The following is a 15,039-nucleotide window of genomic DNA, read 5'->3' as shown; positions in this document are numbered from 1 at the left end:
ATCCAGCCAAGGAAAGGAGCTTCGACATGACCTCGATCCTCGCCCGTATCTGCTCCGCCGTCGAGAAACGCGCCGCGTATCGTCGGACAGTGGCAGAGTTGTCGCGCATCGAGCCCGCCCGCGGGATCGAAGACTTGGGCATTTATCCGGGCGACGCCCGGCGCATTGCCCGCGCTGCCGTTTACGGCGCCTGAGCGAGGGGCTAGGCTTGCGCCCATGTGCGGGCGCATGACCATGACCCATCCCGACGACGCGATGGCGCGGCTGTTTCAGGCCGCGCCGTCCAATGATCTGCCGCAGGGGCCGCGCTACAACATCTGTCCGACGCAAGGCGTGGGCGTGGTCACCTCGGACGGGCAGGGGCGGCGCTATCGCCCGATGCGCTGGGGCTTTCTGCCCCATTGGTACAAAAGCCCCACCGACGGCCCGCTCTTGATCAATGCCCGTGCCGAAACCATCGCCGAGAAACCGGCCTTTCGCGCCGCCTGCCGCGAGCGGCGCTGTCTCGTGCCCGCCACCGGCTTTTACGAATGGACCAAGGATGCCGCGGGCAACCGCCTGCCGTGGTATTTCACCACGCCCGACGGGGCGCCGCTGGTCTTTGCAGGGATCTGGCAGATCTGGGATCGCGGTGAAACGCCCCTGACCACCTGTGCCATCGTCACCTGTGCCGCAGGGGACTGGATGGCCGAGACCCACCACCGCGAGCCGGTCAGCCTGGCACCCGAGGAGTGGGCCAAGTGGCTGGGCGAAGAGGGCAAGGGCGCGGCCCTGTTGATGAAGCCCGCCCCCGAGGGGCGCTATCGCCGTTGGCGCGTCGATCCGCGCGTCAATTCCAACCGCGCCAGTGGCCCCGAGTTGATCGAGCCGCTGGCGGCCTGAGCCGCGTGCGGCACGATGCCCGACCGCTGGCCGGGGCCGCATCCGCGCCTATCTCCGCCCCATGACTGACCCACAGGACACGCATTTTGCCCGCATCTGGGCGTTGCTTCGCGGCGCGCTTGCCCCTCCGCCGGGGTTGGGGCGCATCGCGCTCGCGCTTGCACTCGGTGTGCTGTGCCACGCCGTGTTCGCCGCCGCCGTCCTGGCCATGATCCTTGCCATGGCCTTCGGCATGAGCGAGAGCCTTGGCCGCGTCCCGTGGCCCTGGGCGGCGCTGGCCAATGCGGCGCTGGTGCTGCAGTTTCCCATTGTTCACAGCCTGTTGCTGACGCGCCGGGGCGGGCGGCTGCTGTCGCGTTTGGGGGCGCATGGCGGCACCTTGGCCACGACGACATATGCGATCATCGCCTCGGTCCAACTCTTCGTGCTGTTTGCCTTCTGGACCCCATCGGGCATCATCTGGTGGCGGGCCGAAGGCATGGCCCTTTGGCTGATCTTGCTTGGCTACGGGGCAAGTTGGCTGTTCCTGGTCAAGGCCAGCTGGGATGCCGGGGCCGAGGTGCAATCGGGCGCGCTGGGCTGGATGAGCCTGATGGCCGACCGCCGCCCGCGTTTTCCCGACATGCCCAAGACCGGCACTTTCCGGGTGATCCGGCAGCCGATCTACCTGGCCTTTGCGCTGACCACCTGGCTGGTGCCGGTCTGGACCCCGGATCAACTGCTGCTTGCCCTGAGCCTGACCACATACTGTGTCGCCGCACCCGTTCTCAAAGAGCGCCGCTTTCGCGCCCGCTATGGCGCGCGCTTTGATCGCTATGCAGCCCGAACGCCCTACATGGTACCGCGATTTGCCCGATCCGAAAGGTCCCCCGATGAACCGTCCTCTGCGCAATGACCTGAGCATCTATGACGCGGCCGCCGACGATTGGTGGTCGGACAGGGTCCGTTGGGTGCGGACGCTCAAGGCGATGGTGCCGGGGCGCCTGGCGTGGTTCGATCGGCATATCGACTGGTCCGGCCAGACGGTGCTCGATCTGGGCTGTGCGGGTGGGTTCATGGCCGAAGCGCTCGACGCGCGCGGGGCGAAGGTGACCGGCATCGACCCGGCCGAGGGGGCCATCGCCGCCGCCCGCGCCCATGCCGACGCGACCGGGCGCGCCATCGCCTATGACGTCGGCGTGGGCGAGGCGCTGCCCTATGGCGATCAAAGCTTCGACGCCGTGGTCTGCGTGGATGTGCTGGAGCATGTCGCAGACCTGAACCGTGTCATGGCCGAGGTGGCGCGCGTCCTGCGCCCCGGCGGCCTGTTCATGTTCGACACGATCAATCGCAATCTGCTGGCGCGTCTGGCCGTCATCACAATGGCCGAGGATGTTCTGCGCCTTTTGCCGAAGGGCACGCATGACCCCGACTTGTTCATCCGGCCGGGCGACCTGCATCGCGCCATGACCGGGGCGGGCCTTGTTGTCGGCCCGATGACGGGGCTGGGACCGCGCGGCATCGGGCTCAATGGCGACATGCGCTTTGGGCCGCTGCCCTTTCGGGGGATCATCTACATGGGCGTGGCGCGACGCCCCGGTTGAGCGCCCCGAAAAAGAAAGCCGCATCCGGGGATGCGGCCAGTCGTCTTTCGGAGAGAGTGGACCGCGCGGCAGGGAGGGCACCACGTCGCCCGCACACATGACGATGACGGACCGCCACGGCAAGAAAAGGGCGATTCCCGTGCAATTCGGTGGCGCTCTGCGATCCGGCCCGACCTGACACAGAACTGCGCCGCCGGCGCAGCCGCATGCGGTCTGCCGTGAGATGGGGGTGCGGTTGGAGCGGGCGGCGGGAATCGAACCCGCTTCATCAGCTTGGAAGGCTGAGGTAATAGCCAGTATACGACGCCCGCTCAGCACGGGTGATCTATGCGATGGCCGGTGCCGCGTCAAGCCGACCCGATCGCTCGGACCCTATGCCGAGCGCGTGCGCCTGGTCTCTGGCGGTGCGGCGGGGTCTGTCCTAACGTGGTCTCCTGACAGGCGGTGGGGCAGGTGTGATGGGGCTGCGTTTTTTCTCGAACAGGAACCGGCCGGTTCATCTGGGCCCCTACCCGACCGAGCGGCTGCGTCGCCTCGTTGCCGTCGATCTGTCGCAGGTGCCGACCATGTGCGGCCTGCCTTTCGACTGCCCCGAGCGGCCCGAGGCGCTGGTCAACGCGATGGCGGGGCATCAGGCCATGCTGGATGCGATCCGCGACGGGTTCGTCAACAAGGCCCGCGCCACGATCCCCGACGATCCGGCCGCCCGGGCCGATCACATCAAGGCCTTCGGCTATTTCAACGATGCCGCCATGGTGGGCATCTGCCGCCTGCCCGACAGCGCGCAGTTGCCCGAGCCGATCGCCAACCCCGCCATTGATCGTCTGGCCCGCGACCTGCGCCGCCGCCAGACCAAGACGCTGGCCTCCGGGATCGATGTGATCATGGCCGACCTCAAGGAGTCGATGGAGGCGCCCGCCTCGGGGATCGGCGGGCACAGCCATGCCATCGTCTTCCTGTACCAGGCCCCGCGTCCCCCCCGCCGCGACGAGCCGGGCACCGAGTGGCTGGCCGGGGCCGAACGCCACAGCGCGGCGATGCGGGCCAATGAGACCGCTTGTGTCATTGCAACCTACATTCGGCTGTTGGGGTGGGATGCAAAAAGCCACTCGGCCACTGCCAGCGATGTCTGCCTGAACCGTCTGGCGGTGGCCGCAGGTCTGACCACGGTCGAGGACGGAGAACTGAGCGCGCCCTGGATCGGGGCCGGGTTCGGCCTTGCCGCCGTGACGACAACCCTGGATCTGCAGGTTGATGCGCCCCTCGCCCCTTGGGCGCAGCAGCCCTGGGCGGAAACAAGGGGCCCGGCCTGGTGGCTGGGAACCCGTGCCGCCAGATCCGCGCTCACTCGCGACCCGTTTGCCAGGCGTGGTTTCGTGCAGGGCGCACACCCGTTCGAACGGTTGCGGCGCGTGGACGCCCCGACCACCCATATCGACGAAGCCCGCGTGCCCCGCGTGCCCAAGCGCACCGACATGTTCGCCCGCGCGCAGTTCGGCGACATGGGCAAAACGGTGCAGGACGGGGCCAAGGGCGGGCATTACGCGCGAAAATCGGCCCCCTCCTCGGCGCAGCGTCGCGCCTTGGGGGCGTTCGTGTTGTTGCAGGACGGTGCGCCAAACCCCGCGGGCGCGCGCCCGACGGACGCGGTGCGCAATGCGCAGAACCTCAAGGCCGCCAGCCATTTCCTCGGGGTCGATGCGGTGGGCCTGTCGCGCTGCCCGGACTGGACATGGTATTCCCATGACGCGACAGGCGCGCCGATCGACCCGGCCCACGATCAGGCCATCAGCATGATCATCGATCAGGGCTATGAAACGATGGAGGGCGCCTCGGGCGATGACTGGATCAGCGTCGCGCAGTCGATGCGCGCCTATCTGCGCTTTTCCCTGCTGGGGGGTGTCATCGCACAGCAGATCCGAAACCTGGGCTATTCCGCCAAGGCCCACACGGTCATGGATGGCGAGGTGTTGCAGCCGCCGCTTTTGCTGTTGTCGGGGTTGGGCGAGGTCAGCCGCATCGGCGAGGTGATCCTGAACCCCTACCTTGGGCCGCGCCTGAAATCGGGCGTCGTGACGACCGATATGCCCATCGCCCATGACGCGCCGATCGATTTCGGCCTTCAGGCGTTTTGCGAGGCCTGCAACAAATGCGCCCGCGAATGCCCCTCGGGGGCGATCACGGCCGGCCCGAAGTTGATGTTCAACGGTTACGAGATCTGGAAATCCGACAGCCAGAAATGTGCCACCTACCGCATCACGACCGAGGGCGGCGCGATGTGCGGGCGCTGCATGAAGACCTGCCCCTGGAACCTCGAGGGACTGTTCGCCGAGGCGCCGTTTCGCTGGGCGGCGTCCAATATTCCGGCGCTGGCCCGGCCCTTGGCGAAACTGGACGACGCACTTGGGCGCGGCGGCCTGAATGACACCAAGAAATGGTGGTGGGATATCGAGTTGCAGGAGGATGGCGCCTATCGGCCCACGCGCCACCCGGTCAACCGGCGTGGGTTGCAGCGCGATCTCGACCTGCGGCCCGAGGATCAGACCATGGCCGTCTACCCGGCCAACCTTGCGCCATGGCCGTGGCCCTATCCCTTTCCGATGGATCGCGAGGCCGGGATCGCGGCGTTTCAGGCCTTGGTCACGGCGGAGGAGTACAAGCTGAAGCTGTCGCGCGGCGAGACGGATCATTTGCATGCTTATCACGTGCCGGGCGACGCGCCCGTGCTGCGGGTCGAGGTTGCCCGCACAGAGCAGATGACCGAGGACATCACGAAATACGAATTTCGCGCGCTGGATGGAGGTGATCTGCCGGAATGGACGGCGGGCGCGCATCTCGACATCGTCGTCGCGCCCGAGTTCCTGCGCCAGTATTCCATGTCCGGTGACCCGGCGGATCGCACGCGCTATGAAATCGGCGTGCTGCGCGAGGAGGCGGGGCGGGGTGGGTCGAAACTCATGCATCGCATCTTTACCGAGGGACGCAAGGTCTTCATTTCGAAACCGATCAACCATTTCGACCTGGTCGAGGATGCTGAAAAGACCTTGTTGATGGCCGGTGGCATCGGGGTGACACCGATGATCGCCTTTGCCCATCGCCTGCACACCTTGGGACGCGATTTCGCGCTGCATTACTCGGTCCCCAGCCGGGATCGCGCGGCTTACTTGGCGGATCTGGCCGCGATGCCTTGGGCCGACCGGGTGCATCTGCATATCAGTGACGAGGGCACGCGCGCCGACCTCGAGGCGATCCTGCGCGGCTACCGCCCCGGCTGGCACGTCTATACCTGCGGCCCGGATCGCTACATGGACAGTGTCATCGCGGCGGCCGAGACGGCGGGATTCCCCGACGAGGCGCGGCATCTGGAATACTTCTCGGTCCCCGAGGTGCCGGAATACGAAAACCACCCCTTCACCTTGCGCCTGTCGGACGGGCGTGAGTTCGCCGTCCCGCCCGAGAAATCGGCCACGGATGTGCTGGCCGAAAACGGGGTGCAAGTGGATGTGAAATGCTCTGACGGCATCTGCGGCGTGTGCAAATGCCGCCTGATCTCGGGTGCGGTCGAACACCGCGACTGGGTGCTGTCCAAGGCGCAGCGCAGGGATACGATCATCCTGTGCCAGTCGCGTGCGGTCGAACCCAATTCTGTGATCGAGGTCGAGCTGTAGCGGCTTCAGATGTCGAAAAACACCGTTTCATCATCGCCTTGCAGGCGGATGTTGAAGCGATACACGGTCTGCCCGTCGCGCGTGCCCCGTTCCGCGATGAGGGTGGCGCGGCGGTTTTCCCACTCGATCCCGTTCAGGACAGGGTCGCTCGCATTCGCCTCGGCCTCGTCCGAAAAATAGAGCCGCGTGTTGAGGCCCAGGTTGATCCCGCGCGCAACGATCCACAAGCTGATATGGGGGGCCTGCATCGTGCCGTTCCGGCCACGCACCGGGCCCGGTTTTACCGTGTCAAAGCCCCATTCGCCGGTCTCGAAATCGGTGATGACACGGCCCCAGCCGCGAAACCCGTCTTCGACCTCGCCGCCGCCCTCGGGGTGGGGATAGTGCCCGGCCGCGTTGGCCTGCCACGCCTCGAGCAGCACATCCTTGACCGGGCTGCCCATGGCGTCGATCACCAGCCCTTCGACGCGGATGCGCTCGCCCGCAGCATTTGGTCCGGCGATGTCCCAGCTCAGTTCATGCTCGTAGATGTCGAAACCCGCCGCCCCCGGCGCAAGGCCGATATGGACATAAGGGCCGGCGGTCTGCGACGGGGTTTCGCGCAGCAATGTCGGATCGTTGGCCATCAGTTCCCCTCCAGCCGGTTTTCGAACAGGGTGGATCGCCGCCCGCGCAGCACGATGTCGAAGCGATAGGCAAGGCTGTCGAGCGGGATGGCCGCGCCCATGTCCAGCTTGGCCGTCAGCATGTCGATGGCCACCGGATCGGCGATGGATTGCGCGATGGGGCAACGCGGGATCAGCGGATCCCCCTCGAAATAGAGTTGCGTGATCAGCCGTTGGCAAAAGGCCCGGCCAAAGACCGAGACATGGATATGCGCCGGTCGCCAGTCGTTGATGCTGTTGCGCCAGGGATAGGCGCCGGGTTTGACGGTGCGGAAAAAGTAGGAACCGTTTTCATCGGTGATCGTCCGCCCGCAGCCGCCGAAATTCGGGTCGATCGGGGCGAAATACGTGTCCTTGCGGTGGCGATAGCGCCCGCCGGCATTGGCCTGCCAGACCTCGACCAGCGTTTCGGGCACCGGCCGCCCCTCTTGATCCAGAACGCGGCCATGCACGATGATCCGCTCGCCCACTGGGTCGCCGGTGGTGGCGTAATTCTTGAGCAAATCATGATCCAAAGCGCCGATATCGCCATGACCGAAACGCGGCCCGGTGATTTCCGACACGGTCTGTTCGATACTGATCAGCGGCAGGCGGGGCGAGCGTGACACGCTGGTCTTGTAGGCGGGGGAAAGAGCCGGGGGGTGCCAGGTACGGTCGCGCTGAATGTATTCGGCGTCATGGGGCATGGCGGTCTTCCTCTTCCATCTCGGCCAATGTTTCCTTGGCCAGCTTGATCGCATGGTTGGCCGCCGGCACGCCCGCATAGACCGCGACATGCAAAAACGCCTGCATGATCTCGGGCGGGGTGGCCCCGGTCCGGGCGGTGGCGCGCACATGCATCGGGATTTCCGCGAAATTGCCGGTTGCCGCCAACAGGGCCAGCGTCAGCAGCGACCGATCCCGGCGGCTGATCGTGTCGTCGGCCCAAAGAGTGCCCCAGGCCCCTTCGGTGATCATGTCCTGGAAGGGTTGGTCAAAGACGGATTTCGCGGCCTCGGCGCGGTCGACATGGGCATCGCCCAGAACCTCGCGCCGCGTCTTCATGCCTGCGTCGTAGCGGTTGCTCATCTGTCGTCCTTCAATAGGGCAGGCCAACATAGTTCTGCGCCATGGCGGTTTGCGCGGCGTGATTTTCGCGGAGAAAGGCGATCTCGGCCACCTGCATGCGCTCTTCGAAGTCCGACATTTCGGGGGTGCGGTGCATCAGCGAGGTCAGCCACCACGAAAAGCGCTGCGTTTTCCAGACCCGCGCAAGGGCTTGATCGGAATAGCCCTCGATCCCGGCGCTGTCGCCGGTCTGGTAATACTCGGAAAGTGCATGGAACAGGTAATGCACGTCGGACGCGGCGGTGTTCAGCCCCTTGGCGCCGGTGGGCGGCACGATATGGGCCGCGTCCCCGCACAGGAACAGCCGCCCCCACTGCATCGGCTCGCAGACGAAGGATCGCAGCGGTGCGATGGATTTCTCGATGGATGGGCCGGTGACCAGATCGGCGGCGACATCCGATGGGATGCGGCGTCTGAACTCGTCCCAAAAGGCGTCGTCGCTCCAATCCTCGACCCGGTCGGTCAGGGGACATTGAATGTAGTAGCGGCTGAGCGCGGCATTGCGCATCGAACACAAGGCAAAGCCGCGCGGCGAATTGGCATAGAGGATTTCGGGCACAACCGGGGGCGTTTCCGACAGGATGCCCAGCCAGCCGAAGGGATACAGTTTTTCGAACTCGGTCCGGGCGCTGGCGGGGATGGTCTGGCGGCTGATGCCGTGAAACCCGTCGCACCCGGCGACGAAATCACAGTCCAGGCGATGGCTGTCGCCGCCAAGGGTGTAGGTGACGAACGGGGCATCGGATGTCGCGTCGTGGATCGCGACATCCTCGGCCTCGAAGATCAGGCGCCCGCCGGCGGCCTCGCGCGCGGCATAGAGGTCGCGGGTCACCTCGGTCTGCCCATAGACGACCACGGGTTTGCCGGCGGCCTCGACGATGTTGATATGCACGCGATCCTCGCCAAAGGACAGTTGCACCCCGTCATGGACGAACCCCTCGGCATGCAGCCGGTCGGCGCAGCCGGCCTCGTCCATCAGGGCGATCAACCCCTGTTCCAGCACGCCCGCGCGGATGCGGCCAAGCACATGGGCCTTGGTCCGACGTTCCAGAACGACGCTGTCGATACCGCGGGTATGCAAAAGCTGAGACAGCAACAGGCCCGACGGACCGCCGCCGATGATCGCCACTTGGGTCTTGCCGGTCGTCATGCGCGTCGTGTCCTCGGTTGCCATCTGTCAGGTCCGGCATCGCCCATGGCGGACGGGACGCTGCCCGTCAGCGCCGCGCGGCGCGGCAGCACCCGGTCCCGCGCCGGTCGCGGCTGATCGACATCGCGCTTTGCAGGCGCGCAAAAACTGGCAGCGGTTGGCATCGGTGCGTCCCCTCCCTTCGTCAGCGCCGCCACGCTGCGCGCGCCATATTGCGCCCGGACCCTCCCTCCGAACGGCCATGCGCGGTGCGGCCTGTGTTCGCCGGGGCATTGGGGGCGAATTGGCCCGGCCTGTCCAGTGGTTTTCCCTTGGCGGACTTTGATCGAAGCTAAGTTTATTCATATTTTTCAGATCTCTAGGATGTATACAGTTTTTTGCCATGGTGTGGCCCGCCCCATGCATATCAAGAAAAATCAGTTGATTTCTTGCGAATCGCGGTCATCCTCGGCCGTGGGTGTATACAGGATGCGCCTGACGGGAGGTCGGCTCTGCGCCATGCCGCAGCGCCGGAAAAACAGGGAGTATCATGGCAGACGCGGCCCGCAACGCGCAGTCGCACAAGGCCCTGATGGGGCTGCGCTCGATCGTGCTCGGTGGCGAGGTCGCGCCGGGGCAGCGCCTGTCCGAGCCGACCTTGTCGGCGCGTCTGGGGATTTCGCGCACACCTCTGCGACAGGCGATCCAGCAGCTTGTCGAGGAAGGTCTGCTCGAACGTGTGCCCTCGGGCGGGGTGCGGGTGCGCGCGCTCAGCATCGTCGACGTGGTCGATGCTATCGAGTTGCGCGGCGTGATCGAAGGCACCGCTGCACGGCTCGCGGCCGAACGCGGCGCGCCGGTTGCCGATCTGCGCGCCTGCAGATCGGTGGCCGACGAGATCGACATCGCCCTGGGTCAAAGCGCCGCCGATGTCGATTTCGAACGCTATGCGGCGTTGAACGACCGCTTTCACGACTTGGTCAACGGCCTGTGCGGCAGCGAGATGGTGATGCGGGAATATCAGCGCATCACGGCCTTGCCGATGGCCCGGCCCAGTGCCTTCTTGCAGGCGCAGGCGGCCATGTCCGAAATCCGCCAGTCGCTCTTTGGCGCGCAAGAGCAGCACCGAGCGGTCCTGCAGGCCATCGAGGCCCGTGAAGGCAGCCGGGCCGAGGCCATCTGCCGCGAACACGCGCGCCTGGCGCATGCCAACCTCAAGGCCGTGCTCGATGCCCGCCGTTCGGTTCAGGATACCGTTCCGGGCTTGTCACTCGTCTCCGATACCGGGAGGGTAGGAGGCGGATAAGACCAGAACATTGGTTGCAACCAGGGAGGAAAAAACCATGAACCCATCGAAATTGGCCGCGGGTCTTCTGGCCGCCGGCATCAGTGTCGCGGCGGTCTCGGCCGCATCGGCGCAGGAGTACACGTTTCGCCTGCATCATTTTCTAAGCGCCCAGGCCCCCGCCCATAGCCAGATGCTGGCCCCCTGGGCCGAGCGGGTCGAGGAACTGTCGGAGGGCCGCGTCGAGATCGAGATCTTCCCCGCCATGACGCTGGGGGGTGCGCCGCCGGAACTGATCAGCCAGGCCCGTGACGGCGTCGTGGATCTGGTCTGGACGGTCAATGGCTACACGCCGGGCCTGTTTCCGCGATCCGAGGTGATGGAACTGCCCTTTGTCTTCCTCAACGATCCGGTGGCCGCGAACCTCGCGCTCTATGACATGTTCGACGACCACCTGTCGGCCGATTACCAGGGCGTCGAGGTGATGTTCCTGCATGTGCATGCCGGTCAGGCCCTGCATACCGTCGATACCGAGGTGCGTACGCCCGAGGATTTCGAAGGCCTGCGCTTGCGCATCCCGACCCGCACCGGGGCCTGGATCATCGAGCAACTGGGCGCGCAGCCCGTGGCGATGCCGGTGCCCGACCTGCCGCAGGCGCTGCAGACCGGCAATGTCGACGGCGCGCTGATCCCCTTCGAGATCATCCCGCCGCTGCGCATCCAGGAGCAGACCGAATACCAGATCGAGGGCCATGACGAGGCCCGGTTCGGCACGACCACCTTCCAAGTGTCGATGAATGCCGATCGCTGGAACGGCCTGCCCGAGGATATTCAGGCCGCCTTCCGCGAGGCGTCGAACCGCGACTGGTGGGGCGAGGTCGGCCGCATATGGCGAGGGACCGACGATTTCGGCATCAACATGGCCGTCGAGGCCGGCAATACGCATGTCACCCTGACCGAGGACGAAACCGCCGCCTTCGAAGAGGCGCTGCAGCCCGTGGTCCAGCGCTGGATCGACGAGCTCGGTACGCAGGGGATTGATGGCGCCGCGCTGGTCGAAGAGGCCCGCCGCCTGATCGCCGAAAACGCCGAGATGTGATGGACACCCCCATCCACGACACACCCCGCCGCACCGGTTGGACCGGTGCGGCGGAACGTTTGATCACCGCCTGGGCGATCCTTGGCGGGGGGATCATCCTCGCCGTCGTCGCCGTCAACGTCCTGACCGTTTTGGGCGGCATCATCGGTCGTCCCTTTCCCGGCGATTTCGAACTGACGCAGATGGGCGTGGCCATCGCGGCCTTTGCCTTTCTGCCCTATTGCCAACTGACCGGCGCGAATGTCTCGGCCGATATCTTCACCTCGGGGGCCGGGCCGCGCCTCATCTCGATCTTCACGCTGGTGGCCTCGGTCGTCGCCTTGCTGTTTTCGATCCTGCTGGTGCGCCAGGTCTTTCTGGGCATGGGCAGCCAGCGTGAGTTTTCCTACGTCACGGCCATCCTTAGCATCCCGACATGGTGGGCCTATCTGGCCGCGATCCCGTCGCTTGTGCTGCTGGTCCTGGCCTCTGCGATCACCTTGCTCGAAAGCCTTCGGCCCCCGTCGCGGGGCAACTCAGCATGAGCCTCGATCCCATCACGCTGGGGATGATCGGCCTTGCCGCCCTCGTCGCGCTGATCGCGATGCGCATGCCCATCGCCTATGCCATGATCCTTGTGGGCGGCATCGGCACGATGGTCATGAACGGTCCGATGACCGTGATGAACCAGCTCAAGACACTGGCCTATGGGCAGTTTTCGAATTACGGCCTGTCGGTCGTGCCGATGTTCGTGCTGATGGGGGCCATTGCCGCCAAGACCGGCATGAGCCAGGCCCTGTTCCGGGCGGCGAATGCGTGGCTGGGCTGGGCGCGGGGCGGCACCGCCATGGCCGCCATCGCCGGCTGTGCGGGGTTCGGGGCGGTCTCGGGCTCGTCTCTGGCGACGGCCTCGACCATGGGCAAGATCGCCCTGCCGGAACTCAAGCGCTACAATTACGCGGGCTCGCTGGCGACGGGCTCATTGGCCGCGGGTGGGGTGCTGGGCATCCTGATCCCGCCGTCGGTCGTGTTGATCATCTACGCCATCATCGTCGAGGCCAACATCGTCACCCTGTTCATGGCGGCGATGATCCCCGGCGCGCTGGCCGTGATCTTCTTCATCGCCACCATCGCGCTGGTCGTGCTGATCCGCCCCGAGGCCGGCCCCAAGGGCGGCGCGGCGGATCGGGCCGAGTTCATCGCCGCCACCCTGGGGATGCTGCCCGTCCTGGGGATTTTCGCCATCGTGCTGGGCGGTATCTATGCGGGGTTCTACAATCCCACGCCGGGGGCGGCGGTCGGGGTGGCGCTGGTGCTGCTCTATGGTCTTGTGCGACGGTCGCTGGGTCTGGGGGCGCTTCTGGAGAGCCTCAAGGAAACGGCCAGCACCACAGGCATGATCTACCTGATCCTGCTGGGGGCTGAACTGGTCAAGATCTTCATGTCGCGCATCCGCATGCCCCAGGCCGCGGCGGAATGGATCGGGGCCTCGGGGCTGGAGCCGATGACGGTTCTTATCCTGCTGCTCTTGGCATTGATCCTGTTGGGCTGCCTGATGGATTCGCTGTCGATGATCCTGCTGGTCATCCCGTTCTTCTGGCCCGTGCTGGTCGAGATGAACGGCGGGCTCTACGCGATGGGCGACAATACCGGCTTTGGCATGAGCACCGAAGACCTGAAGATCTGGTTCGGGATATTGGCGTTGATCGTGGTCGAACTGGGCCTGATCACGCCGCCGGTGGGCATGAATGTCTTCGTCATCTCGGCCTTGGCGCGGGACACGCCCATGTGGGACACCTTCAAGGGCGTGATGCCGTTTTTCGCCGCGGAACTGGTGCGCGTGGCCGTGCTGATCGCGTTTCCGGGGCTGGTATTGTGGCTGCCCGCCTTCATCAGGTCGCTGTCGTGACGAAAGAACGGGGCGGCATGACGGCGGGGGGCGCCATTTTCCAGCGGCTCAAGGCCCTGGGCGTCGAGTATGTCTTTGCCAATTCGGGCACCGACTTTCCCCCGATCATCGAAGGTCTGGCCGAGGCGGCCGCCAAGGGCGTCGAGCTGCCCCAGGCCATTCCCATCCCGCACGAACATGCGGCGATGGGCATGGCGCATGGCCACTACCTGATGAGTGGCCGGGCACAGGCCGTCATGCTGCACACCAATGTGGGCCTCGCCAACGGGGCCATCGGGGCGATCAACGCCGCCTGCGACCACGTGCCGATGCTGCTGATGTCCGGCCGCACCCCGGTGACCGAAGGGGGGCGCTTTGGCGCGCGCACGGTGCCCATCGGCTGGGGGCAGGAGATGTTCGACCAGACAGCGCTGGTGCGCGAAAGCGTCAAGTGGGACTACGAGTTGCGCTTTCCCGAACAGGTCGCGCCCTTGCTGGATCGCGCGCATGCCATCGCCAGTTCCACCCCCAGGGGGCCGGTTTACCTCGCGCTCCCGCGCGAGGTCCTGTGCCAGCCCGTCGCGCCCGAAACCCTGGCGGGCGGTCCATCGATGGTGCCGGCCTGCGCAGCGCCGGACCCGGCCGCGATAACCCGCGCCGCCGAGATGCTGGCCGGGGCCGCGCGCCCGGTGATCATCGCGCAACGCGGCGCGGGGGATGCGGCCAGCTTTGCCGCCTTTGCCGACTGGGTGGCGGATTGGGGTATCCCGGTTTGTTCGTGGTGGGCGACGCATCTGGCGCTCGACACCGACCACCCGTGCCATGTCGGGCCGGACCCTGGCCCCTGGCTGGCCGAGGCGGATGTCGTCGTCGTGCTCGATTGCCTCGCCCCATGGTGGCCGGACCGCCACTGCCTGAGCCCAGAGGCGAAGGTGATCCATCTCGGGCCCGATCCGCTGTTCTCGCGGGCGCCCGCCCGGACATTTCGCTGCGACCTCGCGGTTGCCGGGGAAACGGCGCTGACGATCCCGGCCCTGATCGCGGCGATGGGGCAGGCCCCGGCCGACCATGTGGCCCTGTCGGCGCGGCGCCAGAAGGTGGCGGCCGCCGCCGCGGCCGATCTGGCGGGCCGGCACGCCCAGGCGCAGGCCGGACGAGACGGGGGCATCAGCAAGGCCTGGGTCAGTCACTGCCTGTCCGAGGCTTTGGCCGACCGTCCGTCGAGCGTCTTTTCCGAATTGGGCACCATCCTGGGCCCTTTGGAGCGGCGCGGTCATCGGTCATGGTTTCAGGAACCCCATTCGGGTGGTCTGGGCTGGTCGTTTCCGGCCGCCATGGGGGCGAGGCTGGCCGCGCCCGAACGGACGGTCGTGGCGACCATCGGCGACGGGTCCTACATGTTCGCCAACCCGACCGCGTGCCACCAGATCGCCGAAGCGTTGGGCCTGAACATCCTGGTGATCGTGTTGAACAATGCCGAAGTGGGGGGCCGTGCGCGCCTCGGTCCGGGGGCTTTACCCCGACGGGTATGCCGCGCGCGCCAACACCGTGCCGTTGACCGCGCTCAGCCCCGTTCCTGATTTCGTCAAGACGGCTCAGGCAAGCCGGGCATGGGCGCGGCGGGTGACCTTAGCCGACGAGGTGCCGGCCGCGATCGACGCGGCCTTGACCGCGATTGACCAAGAGCGACGCCTCGCCTTGCTGGATATCGCAACGCAGCCCGATACGGCCTGACGCCCGCGGCTCGGGGCCGG

The 15,039-nt window shown here is 66.3% G+C and carries 15 protein-coding genes and 1 tRNA gene; 11 read left to right on the top strand and 5 right to left on the bottom strand.

Annotated features, from left to right (window positions below; all coding sequences use genetic code 11):
- Positions 1–26 precede the first annotated feature (26 nt).
- The 4 genes from ROSELON_RS18505 to ubiG all read left to right on the top strand — a co-directional run bounded on the left by ROSELON_RS18505 (position 27) and on the right by ubiG (position 2,465).
- Complete coding sequence (locus tag ROSELON_RS18505) at positions 27–194, top strand: hypothetical protein (protein WP_198020774.1); 168 nt, start codon at positions 27–29, stop codon at positions 192–194.
- Between the two features lie 22 nt (positions 195–216).
- Positions 217–882, top strand: coding sequence for an SOS response-associated peptidase (locus ROSELON_RS16845; protein WP_025313455.1), 666 nt, complete (start codon positions 217–219; stop codon positions 880–882).
- A gap of 61 nt (positions 883–943) precedes the next feature.
- Positions 944–1,777 (top strand): methyltransferase family protein, encoded by an 834-nt coding sequence (locus ROSELON_RS16840; RefSeq protein ID WP_025313454.1) that lies wholly within the window; start codon positions 944–946, stop codon positions 1,775–1,777.
- Complete coding sequence (gene ubiG, locus ROSELON_RS16835; RefSeq protein WP_038650550.1) at positions 1,755–2,465, top strand: bifunctional 2-polyprenyl-6-hydroxyphenol methylase/3-demethylubiquinol 3-O-methyltransferase UbiG; 711 nt, start codon at positions 1,755–1,757, stop codon at positions 2,463–2,465. The genes ROSELON_RS16840 and ubiG overlap by 23 nt, the downstream gene beginning before the upstream one ends.
- 236 nt (positions 2,466–2,701) lie before the next feature.
- Here ubiG and ROSELON_RS16830 read toward each other — a convergent pair.
- Positions 2,702–2,776, bottom strand: a tRNA-Gly gene (locus tag ROSELON_RS16830).
- 147 nt (positions 2,777–2,923) lie between these two features.
- On the opposite strand from ROSELON_RS16830, the gene ROSELON_RS16825 reads away from it, so the two are divergent.
- Positions 2,924–6,133 carry a 2Fe-2S iron-sulfur cluster-binding protein gene (locus ROSELON_RS16825; protein ID WP_025313452.1) on the top strand — a complete coding sequence of 1,070 codons (3,210 nt, stop codon included), beginning with the start codon at positions 2,924–2,926 and terminating at the stop codon, positions 6,131–6,133.
- 5 nt (positions 6,134–6,138) lie between these two features.
- On the opposite strand, the gene pcaG is transcribed toward ROSELON_RS16825, so the two are convergent.
- Genes pcaG through pobA form a run of 4 tightly spaced genes read right to left on the bottom strand, consistent with a single transcriptional unit; the run spans position 6,139 to position 9,079 of the window.
- Positions 6,139–6,759 (bottom strand): protocatechuate 3,4-dioxygenase subunit alpha, encoded by a 621-nt coding sequence (pcaG, locus tag ROSELON_RS16820; protein ID WP_025313451.1) that lies wholly within the window; start codon positions 6,757–6,759, stop codon positions 6,139–6,141.
- Positions 6,759–7,484 (bottom strand): protocatechuate 3,4-dioxygenase subunit beta, encoded by a 726-nt coding sequence (gene pcaH / locus ROSELON_RS16815; protein WP_025313450.1) that lies wholly within the window; start codon positions 7,482–7,484, stop codon positions 6,759–6,761. The genes pcaG and pcaH overlap by 1 nt, the downstream gene beginning before the upstream one ends.
- Entirely contained in the window at positions 7,474–7,866 is a 393-nt protein-coding gene (pcaC, locus tag ROSELON_RS16810) for a 4-carboxymuconolactone decarboxylase (RefSeq protein WP_025313449.1), read from the bottom strand. Before pcaC ends, pcaH begins: the two co-directional genes overlap by 11 nt.
- A 10-nt stretch (positions 7,867–7,876) precedes the next feature.
- Positions 7,877–9,079: a 4-hydroxybenzoate 3-monooxygenase gene (pobA, locus tag ROSELON_RS16805; protein ID WP_025313448.1), complete on the bottom strand. Its 1,203-nt coding sequence runs from the start codon at positions 9,077–9,079 to the stop codon at positions 7,877–7,879.
- A 505-nt stretch (positions 9,080–9,584) separates the two neighbouring features.
- Here pobA and ROSELON_RS16800 point away from each other — a divergent pair.
- From ROSELON_RS16800 to ROSELON_RS18895, 6 genes are read left to right on the top strand one after another with little or no spacing between them, the layout of a single operon-like run.
- Positions 9,585–10,340, top strand: coding sequence for a GntR family transcriptional regulator (locus ROSELON_RS16800; protein ID WP_025313447.1), 756 nt, complete (start codon positions 9,585–9,587; stop codon positions 10,338–10,340).
- Between the two features lie 37 nt (positions 10,341–10,377).
- The gene (locus ROSELON_RS16795; RefSeq protein WP_025313446.1) at positions 10,378–11,418 is read left to right on the top strand and encodes a TRAP transporter substrate-binding protein; all 1,041 of its coding nucleotides are present in this window, start codon (positions 10,378–10,380) and stop codon (positions 11,416–11,418) included.
- Complete coding sequence (locus ROSELON_RS16790) at positions 11,418–11,942, top strand: TRAP transporter small permease (protein ID WP_038650545.1); 525 nt, start codon at positions 11,418–11,420, stop codon at positions 11,940–11,942. The genes ROSELON_RS16795 and ROSELON_RS16790 overlap by 1 nt, the downstream gene beginning before the upstream one ends.
- Positions 11,939–13,306 carry a TRAP transporter large permease gene (locus ROSELON_RS16785; RefSeq protein WP_025313444.1) on the top strand — a complete coding sequence of 456 codons (1,368 nt, stop codon included), beginning with the start codon at positions 11,939–11,941 and terminating at the stop codon, positions 13,304–13,306. The genes ROSELON_RS16790 and ROSELON_RS16785 overlap by 4 nt, the downstream gene beginning before the upstream one ends.
- Positions 13,303–14,865 carry a thiamine pyrophosphate-requiring protein gene (locus tag ROSELON_RS16780; protein ID WP_245605378.1) on the top strand — a complete coding sequence of 521 codons (1,563 nt, stop codon included), beginning with the start codon at positions 13,303–13,305 and terminating at the stop codon, positions 14,863–14,865. The genes ROSELON_RS16785 and ROSELON_RS16780 overlap by 4 nt, the downstream gene beginning before the upstream one ends.
- Entirely contained in the window at positions 14,840–15,019 is a 180-nt protein-coding gene (locus tag ROSELON_RS18895) for a hypothetical protein (protein WP_245605377.1), read from the top strand. The genes ROSELON_RS16780 and ROSELON_RS18895 overlap by 26 nt, the downstream gene beginning before the upstream one ends.
- Positions 15,020–15,039 lie beyond the last annotated feature (20 nt).

The organism is Roseibacterium elongatum DSM 19469 (assembly GCF_000590925.1).
Classification (GTDB): domain Bacteria; phylum Pseudomonadota; class Alphaproteobacteria; order Rhodobacterales; family Rhodobacteraceae; genus Roseibacterium; species Roseibacterium elongatum.
The sequence above is the reverse complement of the archived record's forward strand: the minus strand, read 5'-3'. Positions and strand labels throughout refer to the sequence as shown.

Coding starts and splice junctions, on each gene's coding strand:
- ROSELON_RS18505 (WP_198020774.1), top strand. CDS start 27: ATGACCTCGATCCTCGCCCGTATCTGCTCCGCCGTCGAGAAACGCGCC.
- ROSELON_RS16845 (WP_025313455.1), top strand. CDS start 217: ATGTGCGGGCGCATGACCATGACCCATCCCGACGACGCGATGGCGCGG.
- ROSELON_RS16840 (WP_025313454.1), top strand. CDS start 944: ATGACTGACCCACAGGACACGCATTTTGCCCGCATCTGGGCGTTGCTT.
- ubiG (WP_038650550.1), top strand. CDS start 1,755: ATGAACCGTCCTCTGCGCAATGACCTGAGCATCTATGACGCGGCCGCC.
- ROSELON_RS16825 (WP_025313452.1), top strand. CDS start 2,924: ATGGGGCTGCGTTTTTTCTCGAACAGGAACCGGCCGGTTCATCTGGGC.
- pcaG (WP_025313451.1), bottom strand. CDS start 6,759: ATGGCCAACGATCCGACATTGCTGCGCGAAACCCCGTCGCAGACCGCC.
- pcaH (WP_025313450.1), bottom strand. CDS start 7,484: ATGCCCCATGACGCCGAATACATTCAGCGCGACCGTACCTGGCACCCC.
- pcaC (WP_025313449.1), bottom strand. CDS start 7,866: ATGAGCAACCGCTACGACGCAGGCATGAAGACGCGGCGCGAGGTTCTG.
- pobA (WP_025313448.1), bottom strand. CDS start 9,079: ATGGCAACCGAGGACACGACGCGCATGACGACCGGCAAGACCCAAGTG.
- ROSELON_RS16800 (WP_025313447.1), top strand. CDS start 9,585: ATGGCAGACGCGGCCCGCAACGCGCAGTCGCACAAGGCCCTGATGGGG.
- ROSELON_RS16795 (WP_025313446.1), top strand. CDS start 10,378: ATGAACCCATCGAAATTGGCCGCGGGTCTTCTGGCCGCCGGCATCAGT.
- ROSELON_RS16790 (WP_038650545.1), top strand. CDS start 11,418: ATGGACACCCCCATCCACGACACACCCCGCCGCACCGGTTGGACCGGT.
- ROSELON_RS16785 (WP_025313444.1), top strand. CDS start 11,939: ATGAGCCTCGATCCCATCACGCTGGGGATGATCGGCCTTGCCGCCCTC.